This is a genomic window from Mesorhizobium sp. HAY1-8B, assembly GCF_056868045.1.
Genome location: NZ_CP200321.1, coordinates 1446563 through 1462880, shown reverse-complemented (window position 1 = coordinate 1462880; position 16318 = coordinate 1446563). Strand labels below are relative to the sequence as shown.

Here is a 16318-nt window from a genome sequence, read left to right as displayed (position 1 = left end):
TCACGCTCAGAGCGTGAACGACCAGAACAGGCAGGCCAGCGTCGCGGCGGCGAAGACCACGAAGAACAGGCTGCGCAACAGCACGTTGCGGCGCAACTCGTTCATGACGAAGTGGCAGCCGACAACCGCCACGGCAAACAGGAACCGCCAGTTCAGCAGCGCCCACAAGGCGCTGCCCTGACCGAAAGCCCATCTGGCGAGAAGGCCGCCTACGATGGTGGCAAACAGCACGATCACCGTCCAGAAGATCGCGTCGGCGGCATGGGTGAGAACGATGCTGGCGGCGCGGATCGGCAGGATCATCATCAACAGCGCGCTGAAGAAGTAGACGGCAGCCAGCGGAATGAACGTCCCGGCATCGGCGATGCCGTCGAGGCGCCTGACGCCGATCGCACCATAGGGATAGCCGTGCCGTGCCACCGCCAGGCTCAACGCCATCAGCAAGGCGGTCAGCACCGCGACGAGTGCGAAGGTCGTGAGGGCTTTGCTCATGGTGTTCCTGTCCCGGGCGAATCAGACAGGAACTTTGTAGCGGGCGGTCGTAAATTGCACGTAAGCGGCGGTACCGCCCGTGCGGATTTCGACCTTGGCGCAATCCTCTTCGCGGCTGGCTATTCGGCGGCGATCCTGCCGGCCGAGCGGTTGGCGAGCACGAAGCCGACCTCGTCGACCGCCTGCGCCGCGCGCTTCAGGATGGCCTCTGAGCGCAGCACGCCGTCGGTGAAATCCTTGTCGGTGGCATAGACGGCGGTCGGCAGGGCAAAGGCCTCGAAGAAGCCGAACAGCGGCCGCAGCTGATGCTCGACGATCAGGGCATGACGCTCGCCACCGCCGGTCGCGGTCAACACGATGGGCTTGCCCCGGAGCGCTGCCGGATCGATCAGGTCGAAGAAGTGCTTGAACAGGCCGGTGTAGCTGCCCTTGTAGGTCGGCGAACCGACCACGAGCACATCAGCCGCGAGGATCTGGGCCAGGATCGGTTGAGCCTGGCCGTCGAGGTCGCGCGCCCACCTTGCCGTACCCAGCGATGGGCCGACATCCTCGATGTCATAGGTGCTCGCCGACAGGCCATGGCGCGCGGCGATGTCCCTGGTGACCAGATCGACGAAGGCGCGCGTCTTTGACGGCCGGGTGATGTTGCCGGAAAAGCCGACGACTGTTGGGTTTGACATGGCAGTGGGCCTCTTGATGGTCGAAGTTTTGCTGTGCGGGCCGCCCGCCCGCCGGTGGAAATCAGCTCCAGGCGTGCAGCGGCGGAATTTCGCCATTGGGGATATATTTTCCGAGGATCGAGTACTTCCATCGCACCGGATCGTGCCGCATGTCGGCGGCTTTCGCCACCTGTATCAGACAGGGGAGGTCGACGGTCCTGCCGCCTTCGGTCGTGATGGGAAAATGGCTGTCGCCAAGTGTCGGCGGGAAGCGGAGAACCTTGATGCGATCGGAAACGTCCGTGGTCATGGCCGGCCTCCCGCGATCCAGCGGCGGGCTATACCTGACGGCGTTGAAAGCGGGCGCAGAAGGGCTGGCATGGCGTGGTCCTGTCCAGAAAACAGATCGCCGATGCAGATTGCTTATTCTATAAATTCTGTAGAGTTAGTTTATTCCAAATCGTTGCCCACGATTAGTTTTTTCTCTTCAGACCATAAGGGCGGAGTCGGCCGAGGGCCGGCCCGGCTGAACCGGGCCGGCTTCGATGATCAGAATGCCGGTTCGACCGAATTGACATTATCCTTGGTGACGACGGTGAGCGGGATCGGCAGCCGGTCCTTGACCTCCTTGCCGTCGATGATCTGCGCCATCGTGTTGATGGCCAGGCGGCCGTCCTCGACCGGCGACTGGACGATGGTCGAATACATCTCATTGCTGCGGATCGACTCGAATGCGTCCTTCTGGCCGTTGATGCCGACGATCGGCGGTGCCGCCTTGGAGGGGTTGGCCTCCTTCCAGGCGTCGATGAAGCCGCGCGCCATGGTGTCGTCATTGGCGTAGACGCCACTGATCTGGTCGCCGAAGCGGGTGATCAGGTCGCGGCTCACCACCAGCGCCTTCTGCTGGTCGAAGTCGGCGTTGACCGTGTCGAGCACCTTGATATCGGCGTTGGTTTCCTTGAGGCGGTCGGTGAAGCCGGTCACGCGGCCGATCGTGGTACCGTTGCCGGCCTGGCCGGCGATGATGACGACGGAGCCCTTGCCCCCCAGCGCCTTGCTGAGCGAATCCGCGGCGAGCTTGCCTTCCTCGTAGACGTCAGGCCCGGTGAAGGACTTGATGAACGGCTTGGCATCGTCGCTCATCGGCGAATTGATGAGGATCGCCGGAATGTTGGCCTGCTGTGCGCGGGCGAGGCCCGGTATGTAGGCCTGCGGATCGAGCGGCCACAGGATGATGCCGTCGACCTTGCGCGCCACGCAGGTGTTTAGCTGCTCGGTGCCCTTCTGGACGTCGAAATCCTGGCTAAGGCTCAGGATCTCGATGTCGAGCTCCTTGGCACGGGCTTCAAGCGCCTTGTTGGCTGGCGTGGCATAGGCATGCGAATCCGCCGCCGTCACATAGCAAACCGTCTTGGCACTGGCCCAGCCTGTCGATGCCAGCACCGCGATGGCGGCGATCTGGAGCATGCTTGTCTTGCCGATCATGTTTTTCCTCCTTGAGTGATTGGATTGTCGCGAATGAGCGCGGGGCGCGTGCCCGGAGCCCTCCCCTTGGTGGTAACGGCCCGATCGAGCACGACGAGCAGGATCAGGATGAGCCCCGATACGACCTGCTGGACGTATGCGGGAACGGACTGGAACTCCATCGCGATGGTCAGCGAGCCGATGGTCAGCACGCCGCCGAGCGTGCCGAGCGCGGATCCCCTGCCGCCTTCGAGGCGGGTTCCGCCGACGACGACGGCGGCGATGACGGCAACCGTCAGTTCCGAGCCGAAGACGGGCGAACCGGTGTTGGTGACGAGGCTCTGCAGAACCCCGGCCAGGCCGGCGAGCGTGCCGGCGAAGACGAAGCCGAGAAAGACGACGCGGTCCGAAGCAACGCCGCTTTCCTTGGCGGCCGCCGGATTGGAGCCGACGGCAAAGACATTGCGGCCCGGAATGGTGCGCGTCAGCCAGAAATGCAGCAGCACGATCAGGATGATGAACAGGGCGCTGCGAATGGTGAAGACATCGAGATAGATCTTGGCCAGCGCCAGCGAGAGCATGATGTCGGTGCCTGTCACCGGCTGGCTGTTGGTGATCCAGTGCGCGAGCGAACGGAAGATCAGCATCGTCGCCAGCGTCAGGACAAGCGAATTCACCTTCAGGCCGACGACCAGCGCGCCGTTGATGGCGCCGGCCAGCGTGCCTACCAGGACGCCGGCGATCACGGCTGGGAGGATGCCGATCTCGCGTTGGAGGATAACCGATACGATGCCGGCCAGCGCGAACACGGCGCCGCCGGAGAGATCGATCTGGCCCGATATCAACAGCACCGTCAGGCCGATGGCGATCAGGCCGATCGTCGCCGCGCGGTCGAGGCCTAAGCCGAGGGTCGAGGCGGAGAAGTAACCGGGAACCACCAGCGCCGAGATGACGAGCGTCAGGCCGAGGATGATCACGACCCGATGCCGCGAGGCAAGCGTCAGCAGCCGCATCATGCCACCCCTCGCTTGCGCAACGCGGCATCCATGCCGACGGCGCCGACGATCAGGATGCCGAGCACAAAGCCCTGGATCGGCGTGCGCACGCCGTCGAGAACCATGACATTGGTCAGAAGCTGTACGAAGATGAGGCCGGCGATCGCCCGCGGCACGGAGCCGAAACCGCCGATGATCGACACACCGCCGACCACCACCGCGGTGATGGCGCTGAATTCATAGCCAGCCCCGATGAGCGGCCGCGCGCTTTGCAACGTCAGCCCGAGCAGGCCGCCGCTGATGCCGGAGGCGAGCGCCGTGATGACGAAGGCGCCGGCCTTCACCGCCTGCACGGGAACGGCGCTTGCCTCTGCGGCTTTGTAATTACCGCCGGTGGCGAGCGTCCACCGGCCCCAGACGGAACGCGACAGGACGAAATGGCCGATGAGGGCGATGGCCAGGAAGATCAGCACCACGACCGGAATGCCGAACAGGCGGCCCTTGGCGAATTCGGCCGAGGCCGGGTTGCTGCCGTAGACGATGACCCCGCCGACCGCCGCCTGGACGATGCCCAGGCCAATGGTGCCGATGCCGAGCGTGGCGATGATGGGATTGATGCCGACATAGCCGACCAGCACGCCGTTGAGCAGGCCGATCAGGCCGGCGAGGCCGACCGCCAGAACGAAGGCGGGCAGCGGCCCGATCAGCGGCTGCAGCCCGAGCGACAGGATGGCGCCGCAGGCGATCGTTGCCGGCACCGACAGATCGGCCAGGCCGCCGACCACCAGCACAAAGGTCATGCCGACGACGACGATGCCGACGATGGACATCGAGGTCAGGACATTGAGCAGATTGCCTGTGGTGAAAAAGGCAGGGCTGACAAAGGAGCCGTAGAGCAGAACGGCGAGGATGGCGAAGGCGAGCCCTGCCTTCGACAGGGCGTCGACAAGCCTGCCGCCGCGCGTAAAACGCTCGTTGCGGGTCACGCCGCTGATCTCCATGGCCGCGTCGGTCACGCCATTTCCTCCCCGGTCGCCAGCGCCATGATGCGTTCCTCGCTGAGGTCGGCCCGCATCAGCGGTTCGGAAGCGTGCCCGTCGCGCATCACCACGACGCGGTCGCAGACGCCGAGGATTTCGGGCAGTTCCGAGGAGATCATGACCACCGCCATGCCGCCGGCGACGAGTTGGCCGATGATGTGATGGATCTCGGCCTTGGCGCCGACATCGACGCCGCGCGTCGGCTCGTCGAGGATCAGCGCCGACGGCTTGGCGGCAAGCCATTTGGCGATCACCGCCTTCTGCTGGTTGCCGCCTGACAGGAGATTGATGCGGCGTTCGCCGTCGGGCGGCGAAATGGAAAACTGCTTCACATAGTCCGCCGCCAGCGCGCGATCGGCACCGCGCCTGATGCGCCCGAAACGGCTGAGGCGACGCAGTATGGGCAGGCTGATATTTTCCCGGATCGACATGCCCGGCACGATGCCGTCGCCCTTGCGGTCTTCCGGAACATAGGCAATCCCGGCCCTGACCGCCTGGGACGGGGAATTGATCGAGACCTTGCGGCCGTTGACGCTGACCGTGCCTTCGACCAGCCGCGACAGGCCGAAGATGGCGCGCGCCACCTCGGTGCGGCCGGCGCCGACCAGGCCGGTCAGGCCCAGTATCTCGCCGGCTCGCACATCGAAGCTGATATCGCGGAAGTGCTTGCCGTCGCTGATGCGCTCGACGCGCAGCACGGACCTGCCAATCTCGGCCGGGCTTTTGGGGAAGACGTTGCTGACCTCGCGGCCCACCATCAGCCTGATCATCTGGGCGGCGTTTATGCCTTGGATCGGACGGGTCTCGATCATCGAGCCGTCGCGCAGCACGGTCACCTCGTCGGCGATCTCGAGCACCTCCTTCAGCCTGTGACTGATGTAGATGATGGCGATGCCGTCGTCGCGCATCTTGCGCAGGATCCGGAACAGTGCCGCCGTCTCATGCTCGCTGAGGCTCGATGTCGGCTCGTCCAGGACGATGATCCGGGGCTGGGCCGCGTAGGCCTTGGCGATCTCGACGAGCTGCTGCTGGCTGATCGACAAATTGCCGAGCCGTTCGCGCGGGTTGATGGCCGCTCCCAGCTCGTCGAGGACGGCGGCGGCCTTCCTGACCATCTCGCCCTTCCGCAGAAGACTCCATTTGCCGGGCATTCGGCCCAGATAGACGTTTTCCGCGACCGTCAGATCCGGAACCAGATTGATCTCCTGATGCACCATGCGGATGCCGAGCGCCTGGGCGTCGGCCGGCCGGCGCATGCGCACCTCGGCACCGCCGACCTTGATGGTGCCGCTAGTGGGTGCGTAGGAGCCGTTGAGCACCTTCATCAGCGTCGACTTGCCGGCGCCGTTTTCGCCCACAACAGCATGGACGGTGCCGAACCTGACAGCGAAATTGACGCTGGACAGAGCCTTCACGCCCGGAAACGTCTTGCTGATGCCTTTCATGTCCAAGGCGAAGTCGGCGGCGACGGCACTCATGTCTGGCAGGTTCCTCCCTGGCGGCCTATCCCGTTGTCCTCGGCATCGGGTGTTGCGTTATTTTAGTATAATACCCCATTGGAACGCGAACCTCCTCCGACCTGAATGCTCACCTCCCGGCGTGCGAATTGGTTCAGGCCTTCGTCTGCGGATCGAATTCCTCACTGCGGATGCCGGACTATTGCACTAATATAACAGTTCTGACAAGCTGGATTCCGATGAACTGGAACCGCTCCATTGCCGGCAGAGATCGCCACGCGCATTGGGTGCATTCCAATCTACATTCTAATATAATCTGATCACTTCTGGTGAACGAAGCTACGGATTTGCCATGGACCTGGACCCTTCGACCCTCAATCGGGCTCTGCCGCTTCGCGATCAGATCTATCAGAAGATCCGTAATCTGATCGTCGTCGGACAGATGAAGCCGGGGGAAGTTATCAACGAGGTGGCCATCGCGGAGGCACTCGGTGTTTCACGGACGCCGGTTCGGGAAGCGGTCAAGCGCATCAGTGACGAGGGCCTGGTCAAGATACTGGCGCAGACCGGCACCTATGTCGCGCCGATCAGCCGGGCCGACCTGGAAGAGGCCTATGTGATCCGCCGGGCGCTCGAGATGGAGAGCGCCAGGCGTGCGGCCGTGAAGCTGACGCCGGCAGCCGCCGAACTGCTTGAGGACAACATGGCGGCGCACCGGCTGGCCATATCGCGCGGCAGGTACGCAACCGCGATCCAGCTCGACGACGTCTTCCATCGTACCATTGCCGAGATCTGTGGCCTGCCAATGATCTGGCGGGCCGTCGACATTTCCAAGGCGCAGATGGATCGTGGCCGTTATCTCGCTATTCCCAAGCCCGGCTATGGCGAACAGACGATCGAGCAGCACGAGGCCATCCTTGACGCGCTGAAGCGACACGATGCCGAAGGCGCCGCGAAGGCAATGGAGCACCATCTCGAGACGTCGTTCCGCAACACGCTCGAAGTCGCCGCCGACCTTCTCGGCTGAACCCGCACCGGAGACGACCCGCACATGCGGAGAATGGGACTTTGCATCGGCCTGAAGGCCGAGGCGATCGCCGAATACAAGCGCGTCCACGCCGCCGTCTGGCCAAGCGTGCTCGAAGTCATCAGCCGTGCCAACATCCGCAACTACTCCATCTTCCTGCGTGAGCCCGAGAACCTGCTTTTCGCCTATTGGGAGTATCATGGCAGCGATTTCGCCCAAGATGCCGCACGAATGGGCGAATCCTCCGCCATGCGCAAATGGTGGGAGCTGTGCGATCCCATGCAAAAACCATTGCCGACCCGCGCCGACGGAGAATGGTGGGCAGCCATGGAAGAAGTCTTCCATCTCGACTGACCGCGAACCAATCGTGCGTGGTCGCCTGCCCGGCCAGATGCCCGGTTTCAGTCGGGATTGATCCGAGCGCGGCGGACGGGTGGAATTCACTCCCCTCTACGCCAAGACGGTTCCTCAGCGCCGGTAAGGCGGCTGTCACTGCCGCCGCTTGACCACTGACATTCTATTATATTAGTATTTCTCATCGTTCATCCCTGACTTCGTCGGGGAGAGCTTCCTTCAGAGTTTGTGTAATGACGCGGTTCATCCAGCTTTCGCATGCCGACAACATTCTTCTTGCGGTCGACCCGTTGAAGGTCGGCGACAGGGCCGGCGAGGTCGCCGCCAGGGCACGGATACCGCGCGGCCACAAGATGGCCATGCGCGACATCGCTTCGGACGAACCGATCGTGAAATACGGCCAGACCATCGGCTTTGCACGCGAACCAATCGTCGCCGGCGACTGGGTGCACGAGCACAATGTGTATCTGCGCAATTTCGAGCGCGACTACCTGTTCGGCACAAACGCCAGGCACACGCCTGTTCTTCCAGAGGCCGAACGCGCCACCTTCCTGGGTTACCGCAGGCCGAGCGGCAAGGTCGGCACGCGCAATTTCATCGCCGTCCTGACTTCGGTGAACTGCTCGGCCAGCGTCGCCCGCTTCATCGTGGAAGAGGTCAACCGGTCGGGCATCCTGCGCGACTATCCCAATGTCGACGGCGTCATTTCGCTCGTCCACGGCACAGGTTGCGGCATCGACACCAAGGGCCCCGCCTACGATCTCCTGAAACGCACGCAATGGGGGTTTGCCACCAACCCCAATGTCGGCGGCGTGCTGATGGTCGGGCTCGGCTGCGAAGCGTTCCAGATCCCGCGCTGGATGCAGTCCTACAACATCGAGGAGAGCACCATCTTCCGCACGATGACGATCCAGGAGACCGGCGGCACCCGCAAGACCGTCGAGGCCGGTGTCAAGGCGATCCTCGACATGCTGCCGACCGTGAATGCGGCGGAAAGAACGCCGCAGCCGGCTTCCGAACTGGTGCTGGCGCTGCAATGCGGCGGGTCGGACGGTTACTCCGGCATCAGCGCCAACCCGGCGCTTGGTGCGGCGGTGGACCTGCTGGTCGCGCAGGGCGGGACGGCCGTTCTCTCGGAGACGCCCGAGATCTATGGCGCGGAGCATCTTCTCACCTTGCGCGCCGAGACCCGCGAAGTGGGAGAGAAGCTGATCGAGCGCATCCGCTGGTGGGAGGACTATACCGCCAGGCACGACATGGAGATGAACAACAACCCGTCTCCCGGCAACAAGCTGGGCGGGCTGACGACCATACTGGAGAAATCACTCGGCGCCTCCGCCAAGGGCGGCACGACCAACCTGCGCGCCGTGCTGGAATATGCCGAGCCGATCAACGAGCGCGGCCTCGTCTTCATGGATACGCCGGGTTACGACCCGGTCTCGGCCACCGGACAGGTTGCCGGCGGCGCCAACATATTGTGCTTCACCACGGGACGCGGCTCGGCCTTCGGCTGCAAGCCGACGCCTTCGATCAAGCTCGCCTCCAACTCCTTCATCTTCGAGCAGATGCGCGAGGACATGGACATAAACTGCGGCGACATACTGGACGGTGTGACGCTGGCCGAGAAGGGCGAGGAGATCTTCACCGAGATCCTGCGCGTGGCATCGGGCGGGCGCACCAAGTCGGAATCGCTCGGTTATGGCGACAACGAGTTCGTGCCCTGGAGTCTCGGCGCGACGATGTAGCAATCCCGCCCGCTTTCATCGGGCAGCCCTCCAGCATCTCAAACGGAAAGAACCGCTCGACATGAACAGGATCGATCTTGACGGCCAGCACGCCGTGGTCACCGGCGGCGCGCAAGGCCTCGGCTTCGCGATGGCCAAGCGTTTTGTCGCCTCCGGCGCGACGGTCACCTTGTGGGACATCGACGAAGCCCGTCTCGATGCGGCCAAGCGGGAGCTCGGCAAGGCCGCCACGACGCTGGCCGTGGACATAGCCAGTTGGGAAGCGGTGGACGCCGCCCGCGCCAGAACGGAGGAGATCGCCAACAAGATCTCCATCCTGGTCAACTCGGCGGGCATCGCCGGTCCGGCCGCGCCGCTCGATAGCTACGACATCGATGTCTGGAAGAAGGTCATCGACATCAACGTCAACGGTACCTTCTACGTCAACCGCGCCGTGGTTCCCGGGATGAAGGAGCGCAATTACGGGCGCATCGTCAACATCGCCTCGGTCGCCGGCAAGGAAGGCAATCCCAATGCCGCCGCCTATTCGGCCTCGAAAGCCGCGGTCATCGGCATGACCAAGTCGCTTGGCAAGGAACTGGCGCAGTACGACATCGCGGTCAACTGCATCTCACCGGCGACGGCGCAGACGCGCATCCTCGAGCAGCTGACGGCCGAGCACATCGAATATATGCGTTCGCGCATTCCGCGCGGCCGCCTGCTGGAGGTCGACGAGGCCGCCGCCATGGTCGCCTGGCTCGTCTCGAAAGAAAACAGCTTCACCACGGCCTCGACCTTCGATCTGTCGGGTGGACGCACGACCTACTGATCGAGATCAAGCTTCCGCGGCACTGGCTTCCGGCGTCAGCCGACGGCCGGGACGGCACGTGTCCGCCCCGGCACGATCTCGAGCGCGCCGTCGGGCATGGCGGCCGCGATGCCTAGAATGTGACCGGAGCCGAGAAGCAGCCGCGGAGAGCCCAGCGGGGGCGTCGTCATCGATCTCGTCGCCGAAATGGGCAACAGACGGCGAGCCCTGCTTGGGAAAGGTCGGCGCGGCGGTTAGGCGGTGAGGCTGGATTGTCGGCGCAACCCTCTAGTGAGCGGAGCTGCTCGAGGCGAGCGTGACCAGGGCCGTACGGCCCATTCACCGGTTGCGGTTGGCTGAGAGACTGTTTGGTGGAGCCAATCGGAATCGAACCGACGACCTCTTGAATGCCATTCAAGCGCTCTCCCAACTGAGCTATGGCCCCACTTCCGGCAGTCAACCGGCGCCGTTTCCGGCGAAGAGATCAGCGCGGGTTGGAACACCGCGCCGTTAGTGCAGGCGGCTTCTAACCCCGCCTTTCCCAGATATCAAGCCTTCAATGCCGGCTTTTTGTTCACAGGCCAAGAAAGCCTGCAAACGCTTGTCTCTCGGGTCGATCAGACCTCGTCGTCGTCGTCGCCGACGCCGATCATGTCGGCAACGTCGTCGTCTTCTTCCTCTTCGTCGGCAAGGAAGGTATCGTCCTCGTCGTCGCCGAGATCAACGTCCTCGTCGTCGCCGAGATCCGGCAGGTCGTCACCCTTGACGTCCTCGTCGGCCTCTTCGAGCGAGACCACTTCAACGCCCTCTTCGTCCTCGGCGTCCACTTCCTTCTCGGCCACTTCCTCTTCCTCCTCGAGAGCGGCGATCTTGCCTTCCTCGAAATAGGAACGCGGATAGGTCTTGCCGGTGTAGGGCGAGACGATCGGGTCCTTGTTCAGGTCGTAGAATTTTCGACCCGTTTCGGGGTCGATACGCTTTGTGCCAAGTTCGGTTTTTGCCACGGCAAGCCTCGTGAATAAAAGAGTGGTCCCCTTAACCACTGTTTGCGGCGCTGTCAAAGCCAAAAGCCGGCGTCACAAAACCAAGTCCTGAAAGGCCTCGCGGCAAGTGACGACCATGGGGATGACCATTTCGCCCCGCCGTGATACGAGACCGCCGCAACAAATGAAAAGCGCCGGCCCGCCGGCATTCCGTTCAGGGAAATTCCATGTCTCACGCCGCCGCTGCCAAGCCGGCCACCGCCCGCAAATCTCAAGCCCTTTCCGGCACGGCACGCGTGCCGGGCGACAAGTCGATCTCGCACCGCTCCTTCATGTTCGGCGGTCTCGCCTCCGGCGAAACCCGCATCACCGGTCTGCTGGAGGGGGAGGACGTGATGCGCACGGGCGCGGCCATGAAGGCGATGGGCGCGCATATCGAGAAGCGCGGCGCCGAGTGGGTGATCCGCGGCACCGGCAACGGTGCGCTCTTGCAGCCGGAAGGCCCGCTTGACTTCGGCAATGCCGGCACCGGCTCACGGCTGACCATGGGTCTCGTCGGCACCTATGACATGGAAACCACCTTCATCGGCGACGCCTCGCTGTCCGGGCGGCCGATGGGCCGCGTGCTCGAGCCGCTGCGCCAGATGGGCGTGCAGGTGCTGAAGGCCACACCCGGCGACCGCATGCCGATCACGCTGCATGGTCCCAAGCACGCCGCCCCGATCACCTACCGCGTGCCGATGGCCTCGGCGCAGGTGAAGTCAGCCGTGCTGCTCGCCGGCCTCAACACGCCCGGCATTACCACGGTGATCGAACCGGTGATGACGCGCGACCACACCGAAAAGATGCTCAAGGGCTTTGGCGCCAACCTGTCGGTCGAGACCGACGAACGCGGCGTGCGCCACATCTTCATCGAGGGCCAGGGCAAGCTGACAGGCCAGACGATCGCGGTACCGGGCGACCCGTCCTCGGCCAGCTTCCCGCTGGTCGCGGCGCTGATCGTGCCGGGTTCGGACATCGTGATCGAAAACGTGCTGATGAACCCGACCCGCACCGGCCTGCTTCTGACGCTGCAGGAAATGGGCGGCAAGATCGACATCCTCAACCCGCGCAATGCCGGCGGCGAGGATGTCGCCGACCTGCGCGTGCGCTATTCGGAATTGAAGGGCGTCACCGTGCCCCCGGAGCGGGCACCGTCGATGATCGACGAGTACCCGGTGCTGGCTGTGGCCGCCAGCTTCGCCGAGGGCGAGACGCTGATGCAGGGGCTGGAAGAGCTGCGGGTGAAGGAATCCGACCGGCTGTCGGCCGTCGCCAACGGGCTGAAGCTCAACGGCGTCGACTGCACCGAGGGCGAGGCTTCGCTTGCCGTGCGCGGCAAGCCGGGCGGCAAGGGCCTCGGCGGCCATCCCAACGGCCTGGATACGACGGTGCAAACCCATCTCGACCACCGCATCGCCATGAGCTTTCTGGTCATGGGGCTGGCGACGGAGAAGCCGGTGACCATCGACGATCAGGCGATGATCGCGACGAGCTTTCCGGAGTTCATGGGGCTGATGACGGGGTTGGGCGCGGAGATTGAGTGACGGGTGATGGCAATTACAAACCCTGGAGAATGGGGGCCGACATCCCTCCCTTCGCCATCCACGGGCGGAGCGGGAGCGAAACGGACGCGTAGACCCGAGGATCCATGCCGTGACGCCAAAGCGTCTCGACGATGCAGAGTTATGGACCGCAGCATTCTTCGACTGATGTCACGGCATGGATCCCAGGGTCTCCGCGACGCAGCTGCGCTCCTGCTCCGCCCTGGGATGACGAAGGCGCGTGGGCTGGACGCCAAGCCTTGCGAAGCGCTGGGCTGCCAATGACCTCAACCTTCACCATCGCCATCGACGGACCCGCCGGCGCCGGCAAGGGCACGCTGGCCCGGAGGCTTGCCGACCACTATCGGCTGAACCTGCTCGACACCGGCCTCACCTATCGGGCGGTCGCCTATGCGCTGATCCAGCACGCGCTGCCGCTCGACAATGTCTCGGCCGCCGAAACCGCCGCCCGTCAGGTCGACCTGGCGAAGCTTGACCGCGCGGTCTTGTCGGCGCATGCCGTTGGCGAGGCGGCCTCGAAGGTCGCGGTGTTCCCGACCGTGCGGCGCATTCTCGTCGAGAAGCAGCGCGCGTTCGCCAAGACGCCGCCGGGCGCGGTGCTGGACGGGCGCGACATCGGCACTGTCGTGTGCCCCGACGCCGACATCAAACTCTATGTGACGGCGAGTGCCGAAGTGCGGGCACGACGCCGGCTGGCCGAGATTGAAAGCATCGGCGGCACCGCCAATTTCGCCGAAATCCTCGCCGACATCGTGCGCCGCGACGAGCGCGACATGGGCCGTGCCGACTCGCCCTTGAAGCCGGCCGCCGACGCGCACTTGCTTGATACCAGCGAAATGGCTATAGAAGCCGCGTTTCTCGCGGCCATGGCGATCGTTGACGACGTGCTGGCCAGGAGAAACAAGGCCTGATCCGGGTTTTCATGCTGTTTCCGTTGCCGGAAGCGAAGAAAATACCCATATCGGGCACGAACCAGCCTGCCAGCATTCTTCATGCGCCGGAATTGCCGCTTCAAAGCGGCCCAGGGCTTTTTAAAGCCCGGAACGCCGGCAGGCCAACGCAACGCTAACCCACGGCGCCCGTCCCGCTCAGAGATGCGGGGCACTCCAGGAGAAACAATGTCAGCTGCAAATCCCACTCGCGACGATTTCGCGAGCCTGCTCGAAGAATCATTCACCACCGGCCATTCCGGCGAAGGTCAGGTCGTCAAGGGCACGATCACCGCGATCGAAAAGGACATGGCCATCATCGACGTCGGCCTCAAGGTCGAAGGCCGCGTGCCGCTGAAGGAATTCGGCGTCAAGGGCAAGGACACGACCCTCAAGGTCGGTGACACCGTCGAAGTCTATGTCGAGCGCATCGAGAACGCGCTTGGCGAAGCGATGCTTTCGCGTGAGAAGGCTCGTCGCGAAGAGAGCTGGGTCCGCCTCGAAGAGAAGTTCACCAAGGGTGAGCGCGTCGAAGGCGTCATCTTCAACCAGGTCAAGGGCGGCTTCACCGTCGACCTCGACGGCGCCGTGGCCTTCCTGCCGCGCAGCCAGGTCGATATCCGCCCGATCCGCGACGTCTCCCCGCTGATGCACAACCCGCAGCCCTTCGAGATCCTCAAGATGGATCGCCGCCGCGGCAACATCGTGGTGTCGCGCCGCACCGTCCTCGAGGAAAGCCGCGCCGAACAGCGTTCGGAAATCGTGCAGAACCTCGAAGAAGGCCAGGTTGTCGAAGGCGTCGTCAAGAACATCACCGACTACGGTGCGTTCGTCGACCTCGGCGGCATCGACGGCCTGCTGCATGTCACCGACATGGCATGGCGCCGCGTCAACCATCCGACCGAAATCCTCAACATCGGTCAGACGGTCAAGGTGCAGATCATCCGCATCAATCAGGAAACCCACCGCATCTCGCTCGGCATGAAGCAGCTCGAGAGCGATCCGTGGTCCGAGATCGGCACCAAGTTCCCGATCGGCAAGAAGATCAAGGGCACCGTCACCAACATCACCGACTACGGCGCGTTCGTCGAGCTGGAGCCGGGCATCGAAGGCCTCATCCACGTTTCGGAAATGTCGTGGACGAAGAAGAACGTGCATCCCGGCAAGATCCTGTCGACGACGCAGGAAGTCGACGTCGTGGTGCTCGAGGTCGATCCGGCCAAGCGCCGCATCTCGCTCGGCCTCAAGCAGACGCTCGAGAATCCGTGGGAAGCCTTCGCGCGCAACCATCCGGTCGGCAGCCAGGTCGAGGGCGAGGTCAAGAACAAGACCGAGTTCGGCCTGTTCATCGGCCTGGAAGGCGACGTGGACGGCATGGTGCACCTCTCCGACCTCGACTGGACCCGTCCGGGCGAGCAGGTCATCGAAGAGTACAATCGCGGCGACATCGTCAAGGCGCAGGTGCTCGACGTCGACATCGAGAAGGAGCGCATCTCGCTCGGCATCAAGCAGTTGGCCCGCGACACGGTCGGCGAAGCGGCGACTTCTGGTGAACTGCGCAAGAACGCCGTCGTCACCTGTGAGGTCATCGGCGTCAAGGATGGCGGTCTGGAAGTGCGGCTGGTCGACAGCGGCATCGAGACCTTCATCAAGCGCTCGGACCTGAGCCGCGACCGCGACGAGCAGCGCCCCGAGCGCTTCACCGTCGGCCAGAAGGTCGATGCCCGCGTCATCGCCTTCGACAAGAAGACCCGCAAGCTGCAGGTCTCGATCAAGGCGCTGGAAATCGCCGAAGAGAAGGAAGCGGTCGCCCAGTACGGCTCGACCGACTCCGGCGCTTCGCTGGGCGATATCCTGGGTGCCGCGCTGAAGAAGCAGGGCAACTAAGCCTCTTCTTCCACCCCCAAAACAAAACCCCGCCGGCGCGATCCGGCGGGGTTTTTCTTTGGCGAAAGCCAGGTCGTTCGATTACGGAGCTACGCCCGGCCGTAGAGCGGCACCAGCGTTCCGCTCATGGCCTGGTTGGCGGGCGAGGCGAGATAGGCGATGGCTTCGGCAGCCGCTTCGAGGCTGACCCATTTGGTGAAATCGGCATCCGGCATGTCGGCGCGGTTTGCCGGCGTGTCGAGCGTCGAGGGGGCCACGGCATTGACAAGGATGCCCTTGGCCTTGAGCTCTTCGGCCATCGCCACCGTCATGGCCGCGACCGCCGCCTTGCTGGCCGTGTAGGCGACCATGCCGGCGCCGCGCCTGGGGTCGAGCCCGGCCCGCGCGGTCACATTGACGATGCGCCCAGCGGTGCCCGAAGCCAGCATCGAACGAATAGCCGCGCGGCTGCAAAGGAAGGTGGTGCGGGCATTGGTGTCCATCATCTCGGCAAAGGACGCCGATTCGATCTTTTCCACCGGCGCCATGGCGAAACCGCCGGCGAGATGGATCGATCCCCACAAGGCGGGAACCTGAGTGTAGAAGCCTTCAACCTTGGCGGAGTCCGACAGGTCGACATTGTGCGCCAGCTTGACGTTCTCATGCGCGGCGAATGGAAAATGCTGGGGTGCCGCGGCATGTGCGTTCGGCACATGGCAGACCGCGCCCTGCTCCAGCAGTCTGCCAACCACCGCACCGCCGAGCGCACCGGTTCCACCGGTCACGACGATATGCCTGCCTTGAAGTGTTTCCGTCATCCTGGATCGCTCCTGTCGTATTCTTATGATTATTTCGCTTGTTGCGCCGCGCCGACGCGAAGCGTCGCGCCTTTCGGCCAATCACTCAACTGATATCT

The 16318-nt window shown here is 63.8% G+C and carries 16 protein-coding genes, 1 tRNA gene and 1 pseudogene; 7 read left to right on the top strand and 11 right to left on the bottom strand.

Annotated elements, in window-relative coordinates; genetic code table 11:
• Positions 1 to 6 precede the first annotated feature (6 nt).
• From AC1VON_RS07245 to AC1VON_RS07215, 7 genes and pseudogenes are all read right to left on the bottom strand, one after another.
• Positions 7 to 492 (bottom strand): hypothetical protein, encoded by a 486-nt coding sequence (locus AC1VON_RS07245; protein WP_056569331.1) that lies wholly within the window; start codon positions 490 to 492, stop codon positions 7 to 9.
• Positions 493 to 611: 119 nt separating this feature from the next.
• On the bottom strand, positions 612 to 1172 hold the full coding sequence (gene msuE / locus AC1VON_RS07240; RefSeq protein WP_483121208.1) for an FMN reductase: 561 nt from the start codon (positions 1170 to 1172) through the stop codon (positions 612 to 614).
• Between the two features lie 61 nt (positions 1173 to 1233).
• Positions 1234 to 1317, bottom strand: a pseudogene (locus AC1VON_RS07235) (acyl-CoA dehydrogenase); the annotation flags it as partial.
• Positions 1318 to 1700: 383 nt separating this feature from the next.
• The gene (locus AC1VON_RS07230; RefSeq protein WP_483121206.1) at positions 1701 to 2636 is read right to left on the bottom strand and encodes a sugar ABC transporter substrate-binding protein; all 936 of its coding nucleotides are present in this window, start codon (positions 2634 to 2636) and stop codon (positions 1701 to 1703) included.
• Positions 2633 to 3631: an ABC transporter permease gene (locus AC1VON_RS07225; RefSeq protein WP_483121204.1), complete on the bottom strand. Its 999-nt coding sequence runs from the start codon at positions 3629 to 3631 to the stop codon at positions 2633 to 2635. Before AC1VON_RS07225 ends, AC1VON_RS07230 begins: the two co-directional genes overlap by 4 nt.
• Positions 3628 to 4626: an ABC transporter permease gene (locus AC1VON_RS07220; protein WP_483121202.1), complete on the bottom strand. Its 999-nt coding sequence runs from the start codon at positions 4624 to 4626 to the stop codon at positions 3628 to 3630. Before AC1VON_RS07220 ends, AC1VON_RS07225 begins: the two co-directional genes overlap by 4 nt.
• Positions 4623 to 6128 carry a sugar ABC transporter ATP-binding protein gene (locus AC1VON_RS07215; protein WP_483121201.1) on the bottom strand — a complete coding sequence of 502 codons (1506 nt, stop codon included), beginning with the start codon at positions 6126 to 6128 and terminating at the stop codon, positions 4623 to 4625. The genes AC1VON_RS07220 and AC1VON_RS07215 overlap by 4 nt, the downstream gene beginning before the upstream one ends.
• Positions 6129 to 6459: 331 nt before the next feature.
• Here AC1VON_RS07215 and AC1VON_RS07210 point away from each other — a divergent pair, with 331 nt between their 5' ends.
• The 4 genes from AC1VON_RS07210 (at position 6460) to AC1VON_RS07195 (ending at position 10041) form a co-directional block, all read left to right on the top strand.
• On the top strand, positions 6460 to 7134 hold the full coding sequence (locus AC1VON_RS07210; protein ID WP_172347284.1) for a GntR family transcriptional regulator: 675 nt from the start codon (positions 6460 to 6462) through the stop codon (positions 7132 to 7134).
• A gap of 24 nt (positions 7135 to 7158) precedes the next feature.
• A complete protein-coding gene (locus tag AC1VON_RS07205) occupies positions 7159 to 7488 on the top strand; it encodes an L-rhamnose mutarotase (protein ID WP_483121198.1) in 330 nt (109 codons plus the stop codon).
• A gap of 233 nt (positions 7489 to 7721) precedes the next feature.
• Positions 7722 to 9233 carry a UxaA family hydrolase gene (locus AC1VON_RS07200; RefSeq protein WP_483121197.1) on the top strand — a complete coding sequence of 504 codons (1512 nt, stop codon included), beginning with the start codon at positions 7722 to 7724 and terminating at the stop codon, positions 9231 to 9233.
• 61 nt (positions 9234 to 9294) lie between these two features.
• Positions 9295 to 10041 carry an SDR family NAD(P)-dependent oxidoreductase gene (locus AC1VON_RS07195; RefSeq protein WP_056569286.1) on the top strand — a complete coding sequence of 249 codons (747 nt, stop codon included), beginning with the start codon at positions 9295 to 9297 and terminating at the stop codon, positions 10039 to 10041.
• Between the two features lie 35 nt (positions 10042 to 10076).
• On the opposite strand, the gene AC1VON_RS07190 is transcribed toward AC1VON_RS07195, so the two are convergent.
• From AC1VON_RS07190 to AC1VON_RS07180, 3 genes are all read right to left on the bottom strand, one after another.
• Entirely contained in the window at positions 10077 to 10211 is a 135-nt protein-coding gene (locus AC1VON_RS07190) for a hypothetical protein (RefSeq protein ID WP_483121194.1), read from the bottom strand.
• Between the two features lie 178 nt (positions 10212 to 10389).
• A tRNA-Ala gene (locus AC1VON_RS07185) sits at positions 10390 to 10465 on the bottom strand.
• Between the two features lie 172 nt (positions 10466 to 10637).
• Entirely contained in the window at positions 10638 to 11024 is a 387-nt protein-coding gene (locus tag AC1VON_RS07180) for a TIGR02300 family protein (RefSeq protein ID WP_056569283.1), read from the bottom strand.
• Positions 11025 to 11230: 206 nt separating this feature from the next.
• Between AC1VON_RS07180 and aroA the strand changes: the two genes are divergently transcribed.
• From aroA to rpsA, 3 genes are all read left to right on the top strand, one after another.
• Positions 11231 to 12589 carry a 3-phosphoshikimate 1-carboxyvinyltransferase gene (gene aroA, locus AC1VON_RS07175; protein WP_483121192.1) on the top strand — a complete coding sequence of 453 codons (1359 nt, stop codon included), beginning with the start codon at positions 11231 to 11233 and terminating at the stop codon, positions 12587 to 12589.
• Positions 12590 to 12867: 278 nt separating this feature from the next.
• Complete coding sequence (gene cmk, locus AC1VON_RS07170; RefSeq protein ID WP_172347289.1) at positions 12868 to 13518, top strand: (d)CMP kinase; 651 nt, start codon at positions 12868 to 12870, stop codon at positions 13516 to 13518.
• A 207-nt stretch (positions 13519 to 13725) separates the two neighbouring features.
• Positions 13726 to 15423 carry a 30S ribosomal protein S1 gene (gene rpsA, locus AC1VON_RS07165; RefSeq protein ID WP_056569274.1) on the top strand — a complete coding sequence of 566 codons (1698 nt, stop codon included), beginning with the start codon at positions 13726 to 13728 and terminating at the stop codon, positions 15421 to 15423.
• An 89-nt stretch (positions 15424 to 15512) separates the two neighbouring features.
• Here rpsA and AC1VON_RS07160 read toward each other — a convergent pair whose 3' ends face one another.
• Positions 15513 to 16220, bottom strand: coding sequence for an SDR family NAD(P)-dependent oxidoreductase (locus AC1VON_RS07160; protein WP_483121190.1), 708 nt, complete (start codon positions 16218 to 16220; stop codon positions 15513 to 15515).
• Positions 16221 to 16318 lie beyond the last annotated feature (98 nt).